This is a genomic window from Fuerstiella marisgermanici, from assembly GCF_001983935.1.
GTDB lineage: Bacteria > Planctomycetota > Planctomycetia > Planctomycetales > Planctomycetaceae > Fuerstiella > Fuerstiella marisgermanici.
The window spans coordinates 3615518-3637084 of sequence record NZ_CP017641.1 but is presented as its reverse complement, the minus strand read 5'-3'; the positions used below and the strand labels follow the sequence as shown (position 1 = coordinate 3637084).

The window sequence follows — 21567 nt, the reverse complement described above, 5'->3', positions numbered from 1 at the left end:
ACTTCACGAGGAGAGGACAAGAGATGTCGACAGTTGAACTGGCGGTCACCCAGGAGCTGACAGGAAACATTGTTCATTACTTTGATCAACTGAAAGACCCGCGTTCCAACATCAATCGTCTGCATCTGCTTGGTGATGTGATTGTGATCGCCATTTGCGGAGTGCTGGCCAACGCCGACGGCCCCAGTGCGATTGCGGAATGGGCGCGACTGAATGCCGATGGCCTGCAGAAACACCTGGCACTTCCGCATGGCATTCCGAAAAAAGATACGTACCGGCGCGTCCTTTCTCTCCTGAAGCCGAACGACTTTCAAGCGTGCTTCGTGCAATGGATTGAATCGCTGGAAGGACTTTCCGACGAACAGAAAGAAGGCTACAGAAAACAGATTGCGATTGATGGCAAAGCACTCCGTCGATCACATGACAAAAAGAATGGGCTGGGTGCGTTGTTCATCGTGAGTGCGTGGGCTTCTGATCAGGGGATTTCTCTGGGACAGGTGGCGACGGAAGAGAAGTCGAACGAGATCACCGCGATCCCGAAATTACTGAACGAAATCAATATCGATGAGGCGATCATTACGATTGACGCAGCGGGTTGTCAAAAAAACATTGCGCAGCAGATCGTGTCTGGCAATGCAGACTATGTGTTAGCCCTGAAAGGCAACCAACCGAAACTCTATGAGGTCGTGCAGAAGTTTTTTCTCGATCACCTGGAGGATGACTTCGCTCGCTGTCCCGTCAGTCGCTATGAAGAAACAGAGAAGGGACACGGTCGGCAGGAACAGAGAATCTACTATCAGGCGACCGTGCCTGTCGATTTTGACGTGGGCCACAAATGGGCCGGACTCAAGACCATCGGAACGGCGATCCGAATGTACGAGCAGGACGGCATTCATCATTCTGACGTTCGCTACTACATCAGCAGTCTGCGTCGCAAAGGCGAGCTGTTCGCAACAACGGTTCGTGGTCACTGGGCCATAGAAAACACGCTGCACTGGAGTCTCGACATGACCTACCGCGAGGATGAGAGTCGAGTCCGAAACCGAATCTTCGCGAACAATTTGTCATGGCTCAGACGACTCACACTCAGCCTCATCAAGAAACATCCTGGCAAACAAAGCAACGTCATGAAAAGAAGAATGGCCGGATGGAACATTGACTATTTGATGCAAATCCTTACCGGCAAAACAACTTAGTATGCGCTGGCCCTGAGGCGCCAGGGGTTCCGCTGCTGGCTTCGATCTGAATCTGGTAGTCGCCAGGGACGAGATCAAGAGCGACGTTGGTCTGATTGTGAGCATCGGTACTGGTAAACGTACGGTTTGATACAAGAGTTCCCGTTGGACCAATGAGATCCCAGCGGATACTGCTATTGTTAGTCAGCGTGTCAAAGTAATAGTTCCCACGCTCTGTCACAGTGAATTTGTATTCGTCAACCTGCGAAGCGGTATTCAAATTGCCGCTGGTGGTTGCCCCAACTGTCAGCGCTGTGCCAGTTAGAGTCGCTGGAGCATTGTTTTGTACAAAGTCGATATCCATCGACCAGTCGTCAACGTCGCCATTGTTAAACCGCGGTTCCACCAGCAGGAAGTAGGTACCGCCGGCTGTGAGTGTTTGGTTCAGTCGGTCAGTCGTGAGATACGTAGTGGGGACATGCACAATACCGTTGGCATCGATTACTCGATAGTAACTGTTGATTGACCCAGTCACGCTGGTCACGAAGGAAAGTTCATCACCTGCAGCTGCGGTAAAGCGGAACACCTGTGATTGCAGTGCATCGAGTCCGGGAGTTGGCGTGATCGAGACCGAAGGGTTTGCAGTTCCTGGATTCGGCGACACTGTCGTGGTGTGAGCTGGATTCAGCAGGTCAAGCAGCGCGAAGCTGTAATTGCCGACATGATCACCACTGGCCTCAATCGTTAATCGATAGTCGCCCGCTCGTGCGTCAATGGATGCATCGACGCGATCATACGAATCCGTTCGGTCGAATCGCAGCCGATCGATCTCTTCGCCGCGAGGTCCTTCCAACGACCACAGAATATTCGAGTCGTTCGTGAGGACATCAAAGTAAAGCTGTGTGTCGTCTCCGAGATTAAAGGTGTAAATGGCGGATTCCCCGGGCGTCGTCAGCGTGCCGTTGGTGCGGCTCCCGAGAGTCAGAGATTGAGTGGTCGAGACGACAGGAACCAAATTGATTGTGTAGGTATCCTGTTCCTCATTGCGGATCTGACCTTCAACCAGCAACGTGTAAGTACCGTCTGCAGGGATAGTAATCACCCCGGAATCTTCCAGACGAATCGATTCGTATACCTCCTGCCCGTATTCCGTATAGAGTCGGTATCTCGTGTTAGAGGTATCGCTGCCGGTGACGACATCGACGAAAACTTTGTCGCCAGCGCTCGCGGCAAAGCTGTAGACATCGGTCTCGTTGGGCAAGGTAAGTTCCCCGCTGAACGGCGTTCCAGGAGTCACAGCAGCGGAATTACTGATGTCCAGAATCCGGAAAGCGAACGGACCGGTAGATGAGTTGCTGTCGATTCGTATGCTGTAATCACCAGACGCAAGGTTCAGCACCGGATCTGCGTTGTGCATTGAGTCTGTGGTGTCAAATCGAACGGGAGACTGCGTTCCGGCCGGTCCCGTCAGCGTCCACGTAGAGCCCGTCACTGTCAGAGCGTCGACATACAGATTTGTGCGTTCACTAAGCGTGAAGGTATAGACTTCGGCATCGCCGACGAAGTCGATGGAACCGTTTACCGTCTCACCCAGCGCGATAGACGTTGGTGGGACTGCGTCGGCTACTGTGACGGTGAATTCAAAGATCGACGGGACACGAACTTCCTGGTTACCTTCGTGAGGACTGTGCCCGGCTTCCATCAGCAGAAAATATTCACCAGCGTCAGGCAGCGAGAATTCCGGCTGATTTGTTCCCAGTGGTCGACTGCCGGCCGTGGGCAGCCCCACGCTGGCTGGCAACGTCACATCGCTTCCATCCGGACGGATTAAACGCCACTGGCTTAGGGCGTTGACCGCCGTGATCGAGTTCGTGAACTGAAACCTCTGATTTTCCGCGACATCGAATCGATAGACAAACGTTTCGTTGCCTTCCACAAACTCTCCGGTCATCGTTTCGCCGGAACTGATCTGCGGTGCGTCCAGCAAGTTCAGCATTTGGAACCGATAGTCGGCAGCGACATCGTCAATCGAATCGATCGTCAGCTTGTAGTTCCCCGGTGTGAGATCAAAAATCTGATTAGATACGGAATTGGTGGACAGGTCGAAGTGCAGAGCGTTCGCGATCGTGCCAGCCGGGCCATCCAGCGTCCACCGCAGCCGGGAATCTTTCTCTAAAGAATCAAAGTTCAAAAGCGCGGGCGAAGTTAGTGTAAACGAATACTCAACCGGCTGTCCGGGAAACAGTCGATCATCAATGATCTCGTTCAGAGTGAGAGTTTCTTTGCGAACGCCGTCGACAACCTGGCCTTCAATTCCAATGTCGATGCCTTCGAGAAGATCTGCATTGTCGGCTGCTTCCACGATGAGCACATAGCGGCCGTCATCCGGCAGCAACAGGTTCAGCAGTTCTTCCGGTACAACCTGGTTGTACGAACCCGTTGCAACCACTTCGCTGCTGGGACCGTACAGTGTGTACTTAGTCGGCTTGTCCTGATTCAGGAAGTGACCAACCGTGATCCCGTCGCGCCCTCCACCGAAGCCTACGATCGCAAAGCGGTTGGGGTTCTGCACCGTATCGCCGATTCCCTGAGCCTTCAGCGCATTGTCCAGCAAAGGAATCATGTCTGCGACCCATGCCTGATCGCCGCCCATTGAGCCCGATTCGTCCACAGCCAATACGATGTCAGCAAATCGCCCCGCTTCTGCTGGCAGCGTGATCGAAACCGTGCCGTCGAAGGTTTCACCGTTGCCGAGGTCCAGACTGATTCGCTGCGGTGTGACGTCGCCGCTCGCCGGATTTGAGAAGCCGGGGATGAAAAAGCTGTCGACGGGATCGCTGATGATTACAGGTGCCGTATTGGTTGGGTCAGCCAGAACTACCAGCTGATACTCCTGAGTCGCCGTGCCGCCGCGGCCGTCTGCGGCCGTCACGCGCACAGTATGTGTGCCCACATCGTCCGCACCGGGGGCCCACGAAATCAGGCCGGTCGCTGCGTTGACGATCATCCCGGACGGAGCTTCGTCCAGTTGATAGCGAATCGGGTCAAAGTCCGGATCGAGAGCTTCGACCTGGTATTCGTAGGTTGCTTGCGCTGGCACAAAAAGCAACTCGTCCAGTTCCAGCCTTCCGGACCCGTTCGGATCGGCGTTGATCACGCGAACAGCATGGATCGGCCGACTGGGGTCCGCCACTGCGCCAACGAAACGATCAGTGTCGAAATCCGGCCCAACTTCTGCGTTCTGATCGCGAGTTGAGAAAATGATCTCGCCTTTAGAGTCCAGAAATTCAATTTCATCCTGATCCGGCGAAGTATTTATGAAGCCAACTGCAACAACGGGCACGACAAACTGGAATTCCAGTGTTTCGCCGGGGACCGCGGGTGTCGTGGTAGCATTGGGTGAGGAGGCCGGGCCACCGTAAACACTGTTGCTGACCTGAAAATTGTTCATCACCAGTCCCAGACTTTCGTACTGAGTTGTGATGAACGTGCCGCTGGGGATCGGGTTACCGAACGGATCGACGTCGAAGTTGACGCTTTGGGCGTTTGCAAATTCTGCCCCGAAGACAGACGCATCGTCGGACGGCAAAGTGCTGAAGGTGGTGGTCGATGTGGAGCCCAAATCAGACGGCGTGAGTTCGACGTATTCGGCGATGGTGACCGGAGTCACTTCGCGTGTGAGATTACTTCCTCCCAGCCACGCGAGCGAGTTCTTGAACAGCCGCGTGCGTTCAGCCTGGTCACCGGGGACATCCGGATAGCCGCTAATCGTGTCGGAGAAGACAACGACTCCACCACTTCCTTCTGCGATTGCACCGGGTTCAATCACAGCACCGACAGAACGATTCCCCGAAAGGGCCGCCACGGAAGTCGCGTAGGCGCCGAAATTGACAATCTGAGACGGGAACCATGTGTCAAACCCGGTCACCTCACCAAATGGCCCTTTGAAAATCGGGTGCTCTGGTGCTGTGATGTCAGCTCGATTGAGGAAGCTAATCACGCCTGACGTATCCATGCCGAAAGGTGCCAGGATCGAATCGCTGAACGCGGCAAAATCACCATCGTTGTCCGGAAGCAGAATTGCCGAGCCTCCGTCCCTGACGAAATTGAACAACGCCGTTTGTTCAGCAGCCGTCAATGGACTGATCTCTGTGAATCCGCTTGCGGCGGCATGCAATGCGAGAACATCGACACCAGACAAGAATTCGTCGCCCAGCCTGCTTGTGCCGATCAGCGTTCCGTTTGGAAAGCTGGCGGAAAGGTCGTCACGCAGATCTTCCAGCTCCGTTCCCGTGTCGAAGTTGAGGTCTATCCCGGCGCGAGTGGCATTCCACACGCCAATCGTAGTTGGAATGTTGACCTGCGGTGTCGCACCAAACAGCGTCGTCTGCGTCACCGGCGATGAAATAATTACCGGTGGACGGTTCGGAACAAGATCGCGCACCTCGACGGTGAACTGCTGCTCGTCGAAGGCGCCTCGGCCGTCGGACGCTTTGATGACCACAGAATGGTTGCCCTCGTCCCCCGTTTCCGGTGACCAGGTGATTTCACCGGTGGCAGAGTCGATCGTCATTCCTTCGGGACCGGCCAGCAATTCATACGTCAGCGTGTCGCCATCCGGATCGTCGGCGTTGGAGTCGTAGCTGTATGGTCGACCGGCTTCGACCAGCGTGATCGGCGTGCTGGTGAAGATTGGGGCTTCGTTGGGAGCGGCCAGCACGGTCAGCTCGTAGTCGAACGGGGTATTGTTCGGGTTAAAGAAGGTCAGCGTTTGAGCAAGCGTGGTCGCGTGCGGCTGAATCGATCCGGAATCGGACAGATCTTCCACGATGTAGTACGGATTGCCGTCGTTTGTCCGGCCATCAAAGTCTGTGGCGGCGACAAGTGGATCAGTAAGGTTTTCGACGACGATGATGAACGGGCCATCGATCGGCTGATTGGCGTTGTTGGTCAGCCACACGTCCGCAAACAAAGTGCTGGTGTCGTTGTTAAAGGATGTTTGAGCGTACTCAATACTGAAGCTGCCTGTCACGTCGGTGAGTGTGGTCAGGTCCACGGGGCCAGTGGCTTCGTTTTGCTGAAGGGCCGCTGCACCGGCGGACGTGTTCAGGTCTCCCGCGATGACCGTGCCTTCTGACACGGTGACTGTAGTCGCTGTGTCGTTGCCGGCCGCGTTGTCGTTATTCACCAACCGATAGACGACCGTCGCCGCTGTGCCGGGCGGTATGTGCGACAGGTCGACTCGGACGATCGCTCCGCTCACGATCGTATTTGCAGCCGCAGCTTCGGTTCCTGGTTCGGAAATATTGAAGTAGGAATCCCGATCGGCGGAGACGGTGTGAACCAGAGAGTTTCCGTCCGCGTCCAGCAGTGCGACTTCGAAGGCGTCGCTAATTTTCCCGGTGGCATCGGTGTCGAACGAAAGGTTGAGGATTTCGAATTCGAAGTACGATGCTTCGGCGGGAACGGTGATGGACTGCGTCGCGGTCGTCTGGAAGCGGTCGTCTTCTGTCAGTGTGATCGACGATGTGGCCGGAGGCTGAACGGTGATCGTGAAAGTTTCCGAATCAGTGCCGCCCGCCTGATCGTCCACGGTAACCGTCATGGCCAGATCGCCGGGTGTGTCTGTTGTTGAAGAATTCCAAACGAATTCACCGGTGACCGAGTTGAAGGTGGCTGCCGCAGGAACATCGCCGGTGATGGAGTACACCAGGTTGTTCACCGGGATGTCGCCGTCGGTTGCAGCAGCGGTGAACGTTAGCGATTCGCCTGCAACGACTGTTCGGTTTCCGATTGGAGCCAGCGCCGGATCCTGGTTCAGTTCGTTGACCATGATGTTGAAGGTTTCAACATCGGTGAGGCTGCCGTCGGATACTTCGACGTTAACGGTGTACGACGCAGGCCCCTGAGCTTCCGTGGGTGTCCACGAAATCAAGCCGTCAGTGTCGATACCCATTCCGGCCGGAACAGTGCCGACCAGATCGTATGTCAGGTCGTTGACGGGCAGGTCCGGATCGTTGGCTTCCACCTGCAGAGTCCATGCGGAATGTTCGTTGAAGGCGATATCCAGAATTTCTTCGATGACCGGAGGTTGATTCACTTCCGCAACTTCAATCTGGAACGTCTTCGAGTCCGTCAATTCGCCGTCCGACACTTCAACAGTAATTGCGTATGTGCCAGGCCCTTGAGTTTCTGTAGGCGTCCATGTCAGCAGGCCGTTGCTGTCGATGGCGATACCGGAGGGTGGAGTGCCGGTGAGGCTGTAAGTCAGAGTGTTGGCGGGAATGTCTGAGTCTGTAGCGATGGTTTGCAGACTGAATTCTGCTTCTTCATCCACGTCTTGATTGGCGATTTCCGCTAACACCGGAGCAACATTCACTTCGGCAACAGTAAGCACGAACGACTCGGTGACCGTGACTTGCCCATCAGACACTTCCACTGTGACCGGGTAATCGTCCAGTCCCTGTTCTTCCGTCGGCGTCCATTCAATCACACCCGATGCGCTGATCGTCATGCCCGCCGGGGCACCACTGGCGAGTGAGAAGTCCAGGGCGTTGGTCGGCAGATCGACGTCCGTAACCTGAACCGGCAGGCTGAACGGCGATAATTCATCAATTGTCTGGTCAGCGATCGGCGTGATCACCGGAGCAACGTTGACTTCACCAACGGTAATTCGGAAGGGCTCAGTCGACGTGACTGTGCCGTCAGAAACTTCTACCGTGATGTCAAAATTGTCCGGTCCCTGAGCTTCGGTTGGCGTCCATGTGATCAGCCCGGTGTCGCTGATGTTCATGCCGGTGGGCGCACCGGTTGCCAGTGAGTAGGTGAGCGTGTTTGCCGGAAGGTCCGCGTCACTCGCCACGACCTGGTAGCTAAAGTCTGAGAGTTCATCGATGGTCACGTCATCAATCGGAGTGATGACCGGCGCAACATTCACCTCGCCGACGGTCACGGTAAACGCTTCCGTCACAGTGGCCGTGCCGTCAGAAACTTCCACCGTGACATCGTAAACGCCTGGCCCCTGCGCTTCCGTTGGCATCCATTCGATCAGACCGGTATCACTGATTGTCATGCCGGTGGGCGCACCGGTTGCCAGTGAGTAAGTGAGCGTGTTTTCCGGCAGGTCAGCATCGCTCGCAACGACCTGGTAGCTGAAGTCCGCTAGTTCATCGATGGTCTGGTCGTTGATCGGCGTGATGACAGGCGCTGCGTTCACCTCATCGACCGTCACTGTAAACGCCTCCGTCACGGTGGCTGTGCCGTCGGAGACTTCCACCGTCACTTCGTAAGCGCCTGGCCCCTGCGCTTCCGTGGGTGTCCATTCGATCAGACCGGTATCACTGATTGTCATGCCGGTGGGCGCACCGGTTGCCAGTGAGTAGGTGAGCGTGTTTTCCGGCAGGTCAGCATCGCTCGCAACGACCTGGTAGCCGAAGTCCGCTAATTCATCGATCGCCTGATCGTTGATCGGCGTGATGACAGGCGCAAGGTTGACTTCGCCGACCGTCATCTGGAAATCTTCGGCCACAGTCACAGTACCGTCAGAAACTTCGACCGTGACCGGGTAGATTCCAGGCCCCTGCAATTCGGTGGGCGTCCATTCGATCAGACCGGTATTGCTGATCGTCATGCCGTCCGGCGCACCGGTTGCCAGTGAGTAGGTGAGCGTGTTTTCCGGCAGGTCAGCATCGCTCGCAACGACCTGGTAGCTGAAGTCCGCTAATTCATCGATCGTCTGATCGTTGATCGGCGTGATGACAGGCGCAACGTTCACTTCCGCGACGGTGACCGTAAATGTTTCCGTCACCGTGCTGGCACCGTCGGAGACTTCAACCGTCACATCGTAAACGCTTGGCCCTTGCGCTTCCGTGGGAGTCCATTCAATCAGGCCGGTGTCGCTGATCGTCATGCCGGCTGGAGCACCAGGGGCTAAAGCGTACGTGAGCGGTCCGCCGCCAGTGGGCGGGGTGCCGTCACGGTCGAAAATCAGATCGGTGATCGCTCCGCTACCGCACAGCACCAGTTCCAGTCGACTGACACCTTCTGCATTCAGCGCCAGTACCTGGTGGCTGTTGTCACCGCGCCGCGGAATATTGACTTTCGAAATCCGACGTCCGGCGGCATCGTAAAGGTAAATTGTATTTCGTCCCGAATCGACATCCAACAGGCCGATTTCGTCGATCGCCGTTGGTGTATCGAAGGTCAGAATCAGCCTGCCTCCGCGAGCTCGGTCATCGGGATCCTGCGAATCACCGTCTTCCGAAATAATCAGAATGTTTTCGCGAGCGACATCATTTTTCCATCGTCCTGACTTGCCGCCGTTTCCAATTCCCGGGCCGCCGAACCTGGAATTCGGAGTGCCCAGGTCGCGATCGCCTCCAGTGGGGTTTGAGGAATCGAAGATCATCGGCGGATGATTCGCAGGATCATGCGATGTAATGTGAATCCCCATCGCTGCGAACTGCTCAGCAATGACATCTCCGCTGCTTAACGTGGCGCCGTCGGCTGCAGTTTCAAAGTCAAGGTTTAACAATCCATCACTGCTGGAACCTGTCGCGACCACCTGGTAGCTAAACGGCACCAGTTCGTCGATTGACTGATCATCAATGGGCTCGATTGCCAGGCCGTCGCCGACATTGTTCACGGTGATGGTGAAAGATTCGCTGTCAGAAAGTTGGCCGTCGCTGACTGTCACCGTGACGTCGTAAGAATTGCCGCCGTGGGCCGTCGTGGTGTCCCACGAAAACTGCCCCGTCGTTGAGTTGAACGTTGATCCCGTCGGCACGTCGCCGCTGATGGAATACGTGAGTGTGTTTGCGGGAAGATCGACATCCGTGGCGTTCGCGTCAAAGGAGACCGTCGCTCCTTCATTAATGATCTGGTTGCCGATCGCGGACAGTTCTGGTGCCGTGTTTACTTCTGCAACGGTGATCGTAAACGTTTCGGAGTCACTGCGGCCTCCATCGGAAACGGTCAACGTGACGTCAAATGAGCCCGGGCCGTCGGCTTCTGTCGGCGTCCATGAGAAACGGCCTGTCGAGGCATTCACCGAAGCCGCCGATGGGCCGGACGTCAGCGACCATTCCAGATCGCCGACGGGTGTGTCCGGATCTGTGGCCGTTGGCGTGAACGACAACTCCATCAGTTCATCGATCGTCTTGTTGCCGATGTCTTCAATCACAGGTGACTGCGGATTACTCGGATCAGCGGCCGCCGCGTGGAAGGCGTCGATGTCATTTGACGACGGAATCCCGGCATGGCTGGCGTTTAGCGTGAGCTTGTTGCGATAGCTGCCGGAGGTGTAGCTGCCCAAATGGCTGGCTTCGAACGTGAATACGTCTTCATCGTACGCGCGAGGACCGGAAACGTAGGCGGTGCCTAATGTCGAGAGGTGAATGGTTGAACCATCGCCACCGACTGACACGGCATCGATGTCCTCAGACGAACTTGTCAGCCCGATGTCACTGCCGTCGAGGTAACGTTGCCATGTCCCTTGCGTGTAATTGCCCGTTCGGCTTAGCGTCAGCACAGAAAGATCCTGCGCCCGAACACTGTTAAGCCCGTTAAGTTTCGCATTGTTCTGCGTGGAAATCACCAGCCGACCATCTGGCAGCTCAGAGACGGCATCAATGTTTTCCCAGTGACTGATGCCCACGTCACTTCCGTCGACATACATTTCCCATGTGCCTGCTGTGTGGCGGCCCGTCGACGTCGGGGTAAACCGCAGCAGATCACCGCCCGCTGCGTGGCTGACGCCAGCGACATTCACGCAGCCCGATGTGGAAATCAGAATCGTGCCGTCGTCGCGAATGGCGAACGCATCGATGTCCTCTTCGCCGGTCGTCAGGCCGACGTCGCTTCCATCAAAGAAAAATTCATGCTGCCACGATCCGTTTGGCTCGATCGTGAGCTTCATGATGTCGGAATCGTCAACCCACGTTCGCGAATAGTCGCTGTCGTAAACGTAGCTTGCACTCGCGAGGCTGTAGTAGAATTCGCCTGGGTCGCTGGTGGACCCCGTGTGTCCGCCGGTCAGCAGCAAACGCGGCTCCAGAAACTCCGCAAACGGAGAACGAGCCTGCGTGAACGCTCGGTTTCTGCGGTGATTTCGAACTCGTGCCGTCAGCAGGTTTCGCAGCCAGATCCGCGTTTTCGTCAACCAGAAGCGTAAATTCATCGCTAGCCCTTAAGTGATCAGAAGTGCGTCGGCATCGCCAGCAGCCAATACTGCTCAGACGACCGATTGGCCGGCGCGGCCAACCATCATGAGACTCCTTCCAGGGGAGATCAACGAAATCCGCGCAGAGATCGGACAGCGATTTTGAAAACTTTTTTTCGGGACCGCAGAAACTGCGTTCGGGCGTCCCTTCGCGAACAGACAGGCCGTGTGTCGGGGGCTCGCGTTCACCCGCGTCGTCGTTAATTGCGAACACTCCGTTCGGTTGCATCTGTGCCCGTTTATTTGTCAGAATCCGAACTAACGACACTTCTTCGTTCTCTCGCCGCTTTCCCCCTCCGAAGGAAGTCCTTCATGCGTTTGCCTGCCCTGTTATGTTTTGGTTTTCTGTCCGTCGCCCTGATCGCTGGCCCATCCGCGGTGGCTCAGGACGCGAGAAAAGTGTTCCAGGCCGGAGCCGCGACCAGTAACATCACTCCACCGCTGGGAGAAATGATCGTGGGCGGGTGGGTGCCAATTCCGGCCACGCACGTTCACGACGAACTTCACGCGCGCTGCCTGGTGCTGGATGACGGCAGCGACAAAATTGCGATTGTGCTGTGCGACAATGTTGGCATTCCTCGCGAAGTATTCGATGCGGCGAAGGATCAAATCCACGCCGCCACCGAAATTCCCAAACAGAACCTGCTGCTGGCGTCCACTCATACGCATTCTGCCACCACGGCTCGCGGTGCCAGCAAGGTGAAGCGAGATCAGGAGTTAAACGATTACCAGAAGTTTGTGGCTAACCGAATTTCTGACGGCGTTCGACGAGCCATCAATAACCTGGAACCGGCCAAAATCGGCTGGGGATCAGCCACGGAAGAAACCGAAGTCTTCAACCGACGCTGGTTTACGACCGATCCGAATCAACTGAAGAACCCGTTTGGCGGCGTCGACAAAGTCCGCATGAATCCATCGCGTGGCAGCGGAAGTCTGGTAAAACCGGCGGGGCCGATCGATCCTGAGGTTGCGTTTGTTTCTGTGCAAAGTGTGGACGGCCGTCCGATTGCGTTGCTGGCGAACTATTCGCTGCACTATGTCGGCGGCGTGAAGAGCGGTGATATTTCCGCCGACTACTTTGGCTACTTTGCGAAGTACATCGAACAGAAACTGGGCGCGTCCGATCAGACCATCCCGTTCGTTGGCATCATGTCTAATGGCACCAGCGGCGATATCAACAACATTAACTTTCGCGAACGATCGGCGAGTCGTGAGCGCTACGACAAAATGCAGGAAGTGGCCGAAAAGGTGGCTACCAAAGTGTATGAAGCTCACGGCAGCGTGAAATTTCAGGATTGGGTTCCGGTCGCCGGCGCCGCGAAAGAATTGACATTAGAGGTCCGCAAACCAACACCGGAAACGCTGGCCTACTTTGAAAGCCTCAAAGACAAAATCGAAGCCGCCCCAAAGAAGTATCGCCGAGAAGCGATCTACGCCACTCGCTTGCAAAACCTGACGGAAGCTCCCGATTCCATTGACGCGACAATGCAGGTGTTGCGGATTGGCGATCTGGCGATTTCGGCCATTCCGTTCGAAACGTTTGTCGAGATCGGCCTCGAACTGAAAGACGCGACGCCATTCGAAAAGACATTCACAATCGAACTGGCCAACGGATCGTTCGGCTACCTGCCCACCCCCGAACAGCATGAGCTGGGCGGATACGAAACATGGTTGGGCACGAACAATGTCGAATTCGAAGCGTCTCGCAAGATCACTGCAACGTTGCTGGAACTGCAGAAGAAGTTGAAGCAGAAATAGACCAAGCTGCATTGACACTAATTGCGCCAACTTCACCGCTCCCGCAAGGCGTTTCGGGGGCGGTGTGGCCGGGGTTGGACTTAGCGAAGCGAAGGAAACCCCGCGGATTCACTCGTCCCTCGTTCCAAGCCCGGCCACACACCGCGCTGCCAATTCCGCAAGGTGACAACGACGCGTGGCCGTCCGGTCATCGGTGGCAACGAGCGAGTTTGGTGATCCACGAATGATCAACATTCCTGCGGATTTATCTGTGTTCAGCGTCCATTCGCCACGCAGTTGAATGGCGACTCGCTTGAACAACGTCGCGTTGGTCCTCAAAGTACACGCTCTGAACCGAATGCATCCGCGCCGATGAAACAGAGTTGGCGTTTGTATCGGGGCGGTTCGCTCACAGGAATTTCCACGCCACCGAAGGTCGATCGATGACTCGATATATTTTCCTCGCTCTGCTGCCGTGTTTGCTGTTGCCGTCGCCCGCATCGGGTCAGCAACGTAATCGCAACATGAACGCCAAGTGGCCGTTTGATATTCATCAGGTGGCCATCGAAGATTCGATCGTCTTCGCACCGTACACGGTCCACAACGGCGTGATGAAAATGACCGTGCAGTTGTTTCCGCTGCCCGATGACGCCGACCGCGATGTCGTGCTGTCGATTAAGGAAGGCGGCGAATGGAAGGAGATCGGTCGTGAAAAAGTGAGCGAAGAGCTGATGGGCGATCCTCAGGGAGAGCTCAAACGCTGGAACGCTCACTTCCGAACGGAAGATTGGGACAGTAGTCAGGATTACGCTTATCGAGTAACGGCGGCGGGCGGCAAGTCGAGCTACGAAGGTACGATCCGTCGCGATCCGATCGACAAGAAGGAAATTGTTATCGCCGCGTTCACAGGAAATTCCAATCGTGACCGGCGGCTGAAGCCAGACATTATTGCCAATATTAAAGCTCAGGATCCGGACCTGCTGTTCTTTTCCGGAGACCAGTCTTACGACCACAAGCTGCATTTTCAGGCCTGGCTGCTGTTCGGACTACAGTTTGGTGACATCATTAAAGATCGGCCGATCGTGTGCCTGCCCGACGACCACGACATCGGTCAGGGGAACGTGTGGGGCGAAAACGGTGTGAAGGCGCCAGATCCGACCGGGAACGATGGTGGCTATTTTTACTCGACACAATACGTGAATTCTGTCCAGGACGCTCAAACCTGGCACATGCCCGATCCTTACGATCCGACGCCCGCTCAACGTGGCATCGGCGTGTACTACACCGACATAAAGATTGGTCGAGTCAGTTTCGCCATCATTGAAGACCGTAAATTTAAGACGGGTCCCAATGGCGTGATTCCTCAACTGGGGCCGCGTCCCGACCACATCAACGATCCGTCGTACGACCGTCAGGCAGTCGACCTGCCGGACGCACGGCTGTATGGCGAACGTCAGCTAAAGTTTTTGAGGGACTGGGCGACGCAATGGGACGGTGTTGATTTCAAAGCCACGCTGTCTCAAACAGTGCTGGCCAACGCGGCTCATCGTCACGGCAAGTATCCGAACCGCCTACTGGCCGATTTGGATTCCAATGGCTGGCCACAACACGGGCGCAACAAGGCGTTGGTGGAAATTCGCAAAGCGTACGGATTCATGTTGGCGGGTGACCAGCATTTGGCGACCGTCGTGCATCACGGAATTAACCAGTTTGGCGATTCGGGATACTCGTTTTGTGTTCCGTCTGTTGTGAACTACTACAACCGCTGGTGGGAGCCGCTGGAAGGACCGGAACACAAAATCGAAGGCCCTCTTCCAGATCTGGGCGACTACTACGATGGCTTCGGTAACAAGATGACGATGTACGCGTACGCCAATCCAGATGAAGCTCGCCGCAATAAATACGGCGGCGAATGGGGCGAACGAGCGGCCGGTTATGGGCTTGTGCGATTCGACACGGGTACGCGTAAGATTACCATGGAATGCTGGCCTCGAGGCGTCGATGTGACGGCAGCAGATGCGGAACAGTATCCCGGATGGCCGATCACAATCGACCAGGTGGACAACTACGGCCGCAACGCAACCGCGTATCTGCCGACGCTAAAATTTGCCGACGGCAAGCGGCCCGTGATTCAAGTCGTGGACGAAACCTACGGTGATATCGTGTACACGCTGCGAGTTCCTTTGTCCACATTCCAGCCGAAGGTGTTTCGTGATGCAGACTATACGATCCATGTCATCGATGGCGACGATAAACAGAGTCTCGAACACGTGACGGCAACACGAGAGAACAGTGAAACGCTCGAAGTGAAGTAAGCGCCGGAAGAAAATCTGAGTGAGCCGCGACGGGCAGCATTCATTTGTTGCCAGTGGCCACAACCGTCATCGCTGTTGCAGCAGTTCTGCAAACTGTCGACCGGTTGTCGACAGCGGCAATTCGTTAAGTTGCTTCGCTGTACACCATTGAAAGCCGGACCCCGACTGAACTCGACCGCCATCCACCTCGGCCACCAGGCACAACAAATGGATGCGGTAGCGAGTAACAGCGTGGCGGATTTCGGTGACGGGCTCGTAGCCTGACACGATCAGTCCTGTCGATGTTTCGACTTGCTGAACCAACGCGTTGGCCAGCGGTTTAGGAGACCGGTTGTCGTGGTCAAAAAGGCTTCGCTGCCCTTTCAACACCTTTGCCGTTTTCCGCGAGGCAGCGGGCATTTTGATTTTTGCCGCCTCCTGTTCGGAGATCTCAAACCGGACAAAATCCCACAGGCCGGCCCACCGTTCGGTTTCTGTTCGCTGCCGCAGCAGGTAGGTGTTTCCTTTGCGGACGGCGATTGAAACTTCAATCACATCCGTGATAACGGGCTTCTTCTTTTCTAATGGAATCTCTGCCTGTCGCCCGGCTTCCAAAGCTTTGCAGGAAGGCATTAGCGGGCACTTGGGGCACTGCGGATCGACCGGGCGACACACCTGCGAACCAATGTCCATGACTGCTTGATTGAAATCCGCCGCTCGTTTGCGCGACACGATCCAGGCGGCAAACTTCCACAGCTTCTTCTGGCCCTGCGTGCCCCGCGGGTCGATATCCAGTTCAATCAGGCGCGAATAAAGTCGCAGCGTATTCGCTTCCACAATCGGCGCGGGTTGGTTGAATGCAAACGATGCGATGGCTCCCGCCGTGTACGGACCGATGCCCGGCAGTTGTTTTAATTCGTCAGCCGTTTGAGGAAACTGTCCATCAAATTCCGTCGCAACGATGCCCGCCGCTTTGTGCAGGTTTCGAGCTCGACTGTAGTAGCCCAGCCCTTCCCACAACTTCAGCACTTGTTCCTGCCTGGCATTGGCTAGCGCCTGGACGTCGGGAAAGCGATCGATAAAGCGATCGAAGTACGGCACGACGGCGGCAACTGTTGTCTGCTGTAGCATGATCTCGCTGACCCAAATGCGATACGGATCGGCTGATTCTCGCCAGGGAAGTTTGCGGCCATTTTGGTCGTACCAGCGTAACACGCGCGAGCGGACGCGGCGTCTCCAGCCGAGATCCGTATCTTTAGGGTAGGCGGACATTCCGTGTCGGTTGGACTTCCAGCTTGGAGGGAGGCTTGATTCGTCAGGCCAATTCGGTGGAGCAGCCAGGGAGAGCGTTACCGAGCAGTCGCTCGCATAGGCTCGAGCAAATCGGCTGTCTAATTGTTCTTAAAGACCGAATGGCATTCCTGGCAACTGGTGCTGACCTTCGACAGTGAGACCTGGTATGTGTCGAAGTCGTTGGCGTCCGTTGAGTTGCGAATGGCGTTGGCAGCGTCGATTACCTTGTTGGCGTAGCCGACGAATTCCTGGTCGTCACCGTAGCCGTATTCTTCGCGAGCAATCACTTTTGTCAGCGTGGCCAGTAGAGCGGCTTCGTGCCGGATCAGGTCCTTCTTTGTGTCGAAAGCACTCTCGCTGCCCGCTTCTGTTTTCATGCGTTGTTCAGATTCAGCCATTCGCATCATGAGAAACCGCATTTCGGCGACGTCCGAAAAACTGTCGTCAGCCGGAGGTTCTTCCAGTCCGGCGGGCCGCGAACGATTGAACGTGGCGGCCATGTTTTCGAAAAGAATCAGCAGACGGTCCTGATCCTTCTTCCCACGTCGCAGCGTGCCTTCGTTCATGTGTTTTGCGAGGTCTCGAATGTAATTGGCGTCTTCCTTCCACGCCAAATCGCCTGGATGTTTGATCGCGATTTGCGCCAGCACGGCCATGGCTGCGGCCTTTTGCGGCAGCATCAACATTGATGAGTTGTAAGTGCCGACTGCCTGAAGTTTGGCGTTCAGGAAATTGCGGATGGACGTGACTTCTGAATCCAGCACCTCAATCGGCAGCGTCGCTTCCCAACCGCCGTCTCCGTTTGCGGCACCGGGGGCTTCGCTTGTTGCCGGTTCGGTGGTCGCGTTGGGCGACGGAACGTTGCTGTTGTTCGTGTCGGCGACTGACGTCATTTGGCCGCCGGTGGTGTTGCCCGGACCACTGGCCATGTCGGAACCGGCCAACGGAGTCGAATTTGCGGCGACTGTGAGCGGCTGATCGTAGAAGACGTCAAGCGGCACGTCGCCAAGGTATTCTCGGCCGGAAGAATCCTTCCACAGTTCGTTTTGCCGGTGCGATTGGCTGCTGGTGCCGTTTGTGGCGGTCGTTGCTGGTGCGTTCGCAGCAGTTGCGTTGTTGACCATCGGGGCAGCGACGCTTGACGGATCGGCCGGTTGAGTTGGAGGTGGTGAGCTTCCGCCGCAGCCGGTAAATGCGAAAGCCGCGCAGGCCACGATGGCGATCAGCCGTACGCCTGAATTGTTACTCCGGCTTGTCATTGTCGTCCGTCTCGGCATCGCCATCGGCAGGCTCATCCTTTGCTTTCGCAATTTGCTTGATGGTGTCGATCACCTGCCCTGTCAGGTCCTCTTCCTTCAAATCTTCGCCGTTCGGACGTTCGAATTCAAACGTGGAATCCGGAACAGTTTCGTTCAGCTTCAGCTTTCGCAGATCGAGCGTCGCCAGCGGACGGACCTGTTTGGCTTCTGGATCGGGATGCTTTTTCAGGTACTGAATCCGTCGAGGCAGCATTGTTGCTTCGTCAACGTACACTCGCACGTAGTCCGGCACAAAGTCCTGCATCACGGCCGTTTTGGGATCTTCGGCACCAAACACGTCCTTCAGCGTTTTGTCACTCCAGCGACCGTACAACACCAGCAACTTTGTGTCGCCGACCTGTTGTTCCTGAACAGCTCCGAAATCCATCCCTGTCTGCAGCCGAGTCATCAGTGCCTGCAGTCCGCCGACGCCCAGATCCTGTAGGCTACTGGCGGTGCTGTAGTTTGCGATGTCGTTGACGGCCGTCGTGATTTCCTGAATGTTGCGCCGCGAAAGTTGTTTTTGAGCTCCGTTAATCCAGTAGGACCACAACACGCTGCCGTCGCTGACCTGTTGTAATGACCCGGTTGGCTTCAGCTCGCTGGCGTCCTCAGGCTCGCCGCCGATTGCAAGAGCTTCTTTGTCGGACGCTTTAGCAGCGCGAATGGGGAAGATCTGATATTCCAGCCGCATGCGGTTGCCGGACGCCTGCACGTATTGTCCCACGGCCTGGAACGTCTGGCCGGACATCACAACGTTTTGGTGCAGCGTGCAGGACAGCGATTGAGCGTCGTTGAGTTTCTTCGCCACGCCATCGAAAACCTGTGCGGCTGAAAGGTGAGACCGTTTCAGCGCGGGGGCTTTCTTTTCTTCGGCCCCGTTGTTGTCAGGTCCGTTTTCGGCACCGTCGCCTTTCGCAGGGTCCGCCTGCTGAGCGAACGCGGAAATCGGGAACGAGTGGCCAATACCAAGGCCAACGGCAGTAACTGCCAGAAGAATGGCGACGGTACCGGATGTCAAACTGTGCGGTTTGTGCTTCATGTTCGGAATGTGACGGATTTGCCAAAGATTCCAGCCGTCCGATCCCGAAAGAATGAAAGAAGAACCGATCTTTCATGCTTCCCGGGCAAACAACTGGGCGGATTGAAACTGTTACTCGGTGATTCTAAGGCGGAGGACCGGCTGCGGTCGACCGCAAAAGCTCGGTTCTTCGTTTCCACAGACACACATACGGTGATTCGACACGACGCCGTTGGTCAAGTTTCCACGGCACACGGAAGGGATTGCAATGAGATACTATTTTCTGGCCCTTGGAGCCCTTGTGGCGGTCTGCACAGGATGTGCGGGCCTGCACAGCGGGGGCAGCGTTCTCAGCAATCGCGAGCATGTGGCTCCACCAGCCAGCATGCTGAGTCGCCCGGGCCCCATGGTTGATGGCCCTGGCCCAGGCGTTCTGCCGATGCTGGGCGAAGGCGGTATGGGCGGCGGGATGCAAATGGGCATGCCGGGCGGAATGCCACCCGGAATGGCCGGTTGTATGCCCGGCGGCGGTATGGGTGGTGGAATGGGCGGCGGAATGCCGGGTCCACCAATGTACAGCCAGGTCCGGTTTATCGGGCCCGAAACAATGGCTGTCGGCTGGCAGGTCGGCAACGGATTTGCCAACAATCAGCTGATGTCTGGCCAGTACTACGACTTCCAGCAGTCAGCCATCTATCAGTTGGTCTTCGACGGCGTTTCTTTGCCGGGAACACCAGCACGATCGCTGTACCCAACGCTGGAAGTGCGAGACGGTGCTCCGGCCACCATGGCTTACCTGCAGCACAACGCGATTCCTGTTGAGATCACCGAAGAGGATCTTGAACACGTCGCCAGCAGCAACATGGTGACGAAGGTTATCTACCTGCCGGATCCCGAATTTCAGGCACGAGCCATCGCTGGTGTTGAAACTCTGGTTTCCACACGACTTGATCCAGGCATCGACCCGGTTCAGCAGGCAGAGCAGATGGGAACTATCATGCTGATTCTGCGATTCGGAAACAAAGACCTTCAACCAGCCACGTCAATCATGACGGCGGATGGCGGAGTGACTCCGGTTTCTTACAACAGTCTTGACGGCTTGCAGGGGCAGGTTGCTCCACCACAGCCAATCGGTTACCTCAGCCAAAACGGCGGTGGAATTCCTGGTGACATCATTGCCGCCGGTGGCGGTGTTCCGGGACAGCCCGTGATGCCAATCGCTGGCATGGGATCAACTCCACCATGGGGAATGCCAATCACTGGCACGCCGATTGGTCTGCCTGGTCCTCCGCATCTTCCACTGGGCGGTCCTGCCGGACTGCGATCACACACTGTTCGCAACCTGTCGGATAACCGCATTCCAGAACCGACTCGCGACATGCTGATCGACGTGAAACACAATCCGGGCTACAGCGTTCCGGAACCTGTGCGACACGTGCAGCTGACGGAAAGCCATCCGGTATTCGGACCAGGCGAAGTCGCTCAGCCAATCTCACGCGGCGGATTTTAACGGCATCAGGACCAGTCGTAGCATCGGTCGCTTACGAGCAAAACGTAAGCGACCAACGGGACCGACAACTACCAATCGGAGCGTTTGCTCCAAACGGCCGGCGGGCCATCCCGCCAAAGTGCTTTGAGTCATCGGGGGGCGACTCAGAAGTGTTTGACACTTCTGAGCGCCCTTTTTGTATTTCAGGACTGTGAACTCGACATGACGTCAAACATGACAGGACACGCCACTCACCAACGGTTGTCAGCCGTCCCGATCTGTGTCGCCATCGGCATGGCCATGCTGTTGTCGCAGTCGGCAAACGCTCAACCGATGTCCGTCGATCGCGGCGCGGAAAACCATCATCCGCTTAGCGAAAAAGTGCCGCCGGGAATGGCGGCCGCGTGGCTGAATCACCTTCGACAATACGACGCCGCATGGCTGCAACCGCTGTCTATCGAATCGCCAGGCGGCGGAACCGTGGAACTGTTCTCCGGTTCTGACGTGCCTGTGGGAGCCGCGATGTCGCCTGCGTTGGTGGCCGTGAACGCCGGTCACGTCTATCGCTTGAGGATCTCAAATATCCCGGAATTTCCCGGTGTGCAGTTGTACCCGACAGTCGAACTACTCGACCGCCTGCACCCACCTGCAGGCACGGAAGATCAGTATCCAATTCCAGTGTTGCTGACGGCCGACGATGTTCGAATGGCCAGCCGTGGCGAATTGGTGACCCGAGTCATCTATCTCGAACAGCCGCAGCTCGCTCAGGTGCTGGACCCGCTGCGTCGTGAGATTCCTCAACGAGTGCTTCCTACTGAAAACGCTCTCAAAGAAGCCGATCGCATGGGCCGTCCGATGGCCATCATCCGCATTGGCGGCCGACAACCGACCGCCGGTTCACCGATGTCGTTTTACGGCACGGGCGGAGCCGCTCAGTTTCGAGCTATCCCTGAGCATGCAAAGCCAAATTCTGACGCGGCCGTTGTGCGCATGAAAAGCGCCGGCCAAATTCAACGTGTTTCTCACACCGTCACGGAATAA

9 protein-coding genes are annotated in these 21567 nt (G+C 56.3%); 5 read left to right on the top strand and 4 right to left on the bottom strand.

Annotation, left to right across the window (positions count from 1 at the left end):
- The first annotated feature begins 23 nt into the window (after positions 1–23).
- Positions 24–1196 (top strand): ISAs1 family transposase, encoded by a 1173-nt coding sequence (locus Fuma_RS13645; protein ID WP_077022421.1) that lies wholly within the window; start codon positions 24–26, stop codon positions 1194–1196.
- Here the strand turns inward: Fuma_RS13645 and Fuma_RS13640 are convergent.
- A complete protein-coding gene (locus tag Fuma_RS13640) occupies positions 1177–11352 on the bottom strand; it encodes a putative Ig domain-containing protein (protein ID WP_077024622.1) in 10176 nt (3391 codons plus the stop codon). The two genes, Fuma_RS13645 and Fuma_RS13640, sit on opposite strands and share 20 nt — an antisense overlap.
- Before the next feature lie 354 nt (positions 11353–11706).
- On the opposite strand from Fuma_RS13640, the gene Fuma_RS13635 reads away from it, so the two are divergent.
- Together Fuma_RS13635 and Fuma_RS13630 are read left to right on the top strand one after the other, a co-directional pair.
- Positions 11707–13152: a neutral/alkaline non-lysosomal ceramidase N-terminal domain-containing protein gene (locus tag Fuma_RS13635; RefSeq protein WP_083732034.1), complete on the top strand. Its 1446-nt coding sequence runs from the start codon at positions 11707–11709 to the stop codon at positions 13150–13152.
- Between the two features lie 422 nt (positions 13153–13574).
- Positions 13575–15446, top strand: coding sequence for a hypothetical protein (locus Fuma_RS13630; protein WP_077024621.1), 1872 nt, complete (start codon positions 13575–13577; stop codon positions 15444–15446).
- Positions 15447–15512: 66 nt separating this feature from the next.
- Here the strand turns inward: Fuma_RS13630 and mutY are convergent, their stop codons facing one another.
- From mutY to Fuma_RS13615, 3 genes are all read right to left on the bottom strand, one after another.
- Positions 15513–16697 carry an A/G-specific adenine glycosylase gene (gene mutY, locus Fuma_RS13625; RefSeq protein ID WP_077024620.1) on the bottom strand — a complete coding sequence of 395 codons (1185 nt, stop codon included), beginning with the start codon at positions 16695–16697 and terminating at the stop codon, positions 15513–15515.
- A 119-nt stretch (positions 16698–16816) separates the two neighbouring features.
- Positions 16817–17977 carry a hypothetical protein gene (locus Fuma_RS13620; protein WP_077024619.1) on the bottom strand — a complete coding sequence of 387 codons (1161 nt, stop codon included), beginning with the start codon at positions 17975–17977 and terminating at the stop codon, positions 16817–16819.
- Positions 17961–19058 carry a LolA family protein gene (locus Fuma_RS13615; RefSeq protein WP_077024618.1) on the bottom strand — a complete coding sequence of 366 codons (1098 nt, stop codon included), beginning with the start codon at positions 19056–19058 and terminating at the stop codon, positions 17961–17963. The genes Fuma_RS13620 and Fuma_RS13615 overlap by 17 nt, the downstream gene beginning before the upstream one ends.
- A gap of 247 nt (positions 19059–19305) precedes the next feature.
- On the opposite strand from Fuma_RS13615, the gene Fuma_RS13610 reads away from it, so the two are divergent.
- Together Fuma_RS13610 and Fuma_RS13605 are read left to right on the top strand one after the other, a co-directional pair.
- On the top strand, positions 19306–20547 hold the full coding sequence (locus Fuma_RS13610) for a hypothetical protein (protein ID WP_229360914.1): 1242 nt from the start codon (positions 19306–19308) through the stop codon (positions 20545–20547).
- Between the two features lie 201 nt (positions 20548–20748).
- Positions 20749–21567 carry a hypothetical protein gene (locus Fuma_RS13605; RefSeq protein WP_077024616.1) on the top strand — a complete coding sequence of 273 codons (819 nt, stop codon included), beginning with the start codon at positions 20749–20751 and terminating at the stop codon, positions 21565–21567.

Excerpts from the sequence above, each read along its gene's own strand:
- Fuma_RS13610 (WP_229360914.1), top strand. The coding sequence starts at position 19,306 with ATGAGATACTATTTTCTGGCCCTTGGAGCCCTTGTGGCGGTCTGCACA.
- Fuma_RS13605 (WP_077024616.1), top strand. The coding sequence starts at position 20,749 with ATGACGTCAAACATGACAGGACACGCCACTCACCAACGGTTGTCAGCC.
- mutY (WP_077024620.1), bottom strand. The coding sequence starts at position 16,697 with ATGTCCGCCTACCCTAAAGATACGGATCTCGGCTGGAGACGCCGCGTC.
- Fuma_RS13645 (WP_077022421.1), top strand. The coding sequence starts at position 24 with ATGTCGACAGTTGAACTGGCGGTCACCCAGGAGCTGACAGGAAACATT.
- Fuma_RS13615 (WP_077024618.1), bottom strand. The coding sequence starts at position 19,058 with ATGAAGCACAAACCGCACAGTTTGACATCCGGTACCGTCGCCATTCTT.
- Fuma_RS13620 (WP_077024619.1), bottom strand. The coding sequence starts at position 17,977 with ATGACAAGCCGGAGTAACAATTCAGGCGTACGGCTGATCGCCATCGTG.
- Fuma_RS13640 (WP_077024622.1), bottom strand. The coding sequence starts at position 11,352 with ATGAATTTACGCTTCTGGTTGACGAAAACGCGGATCTGGCTGCGAAAC.
- Fuma_RS13630 (WP_077024621.1), top strand. The coding sequence starts at position 13,575 with ATGACTCGATATATTTTCCTCGCTCTGCTGCCGTGTTTGCTGTTGCCG.
- Fuma_RS13635 (WP_083732034.1), top strand. The coding sequence starts at position 11,707 with ATGCGTTTGCCTGCCCTGTTATGTTTTGGTTTTCTGTCCGTCGCCCTG.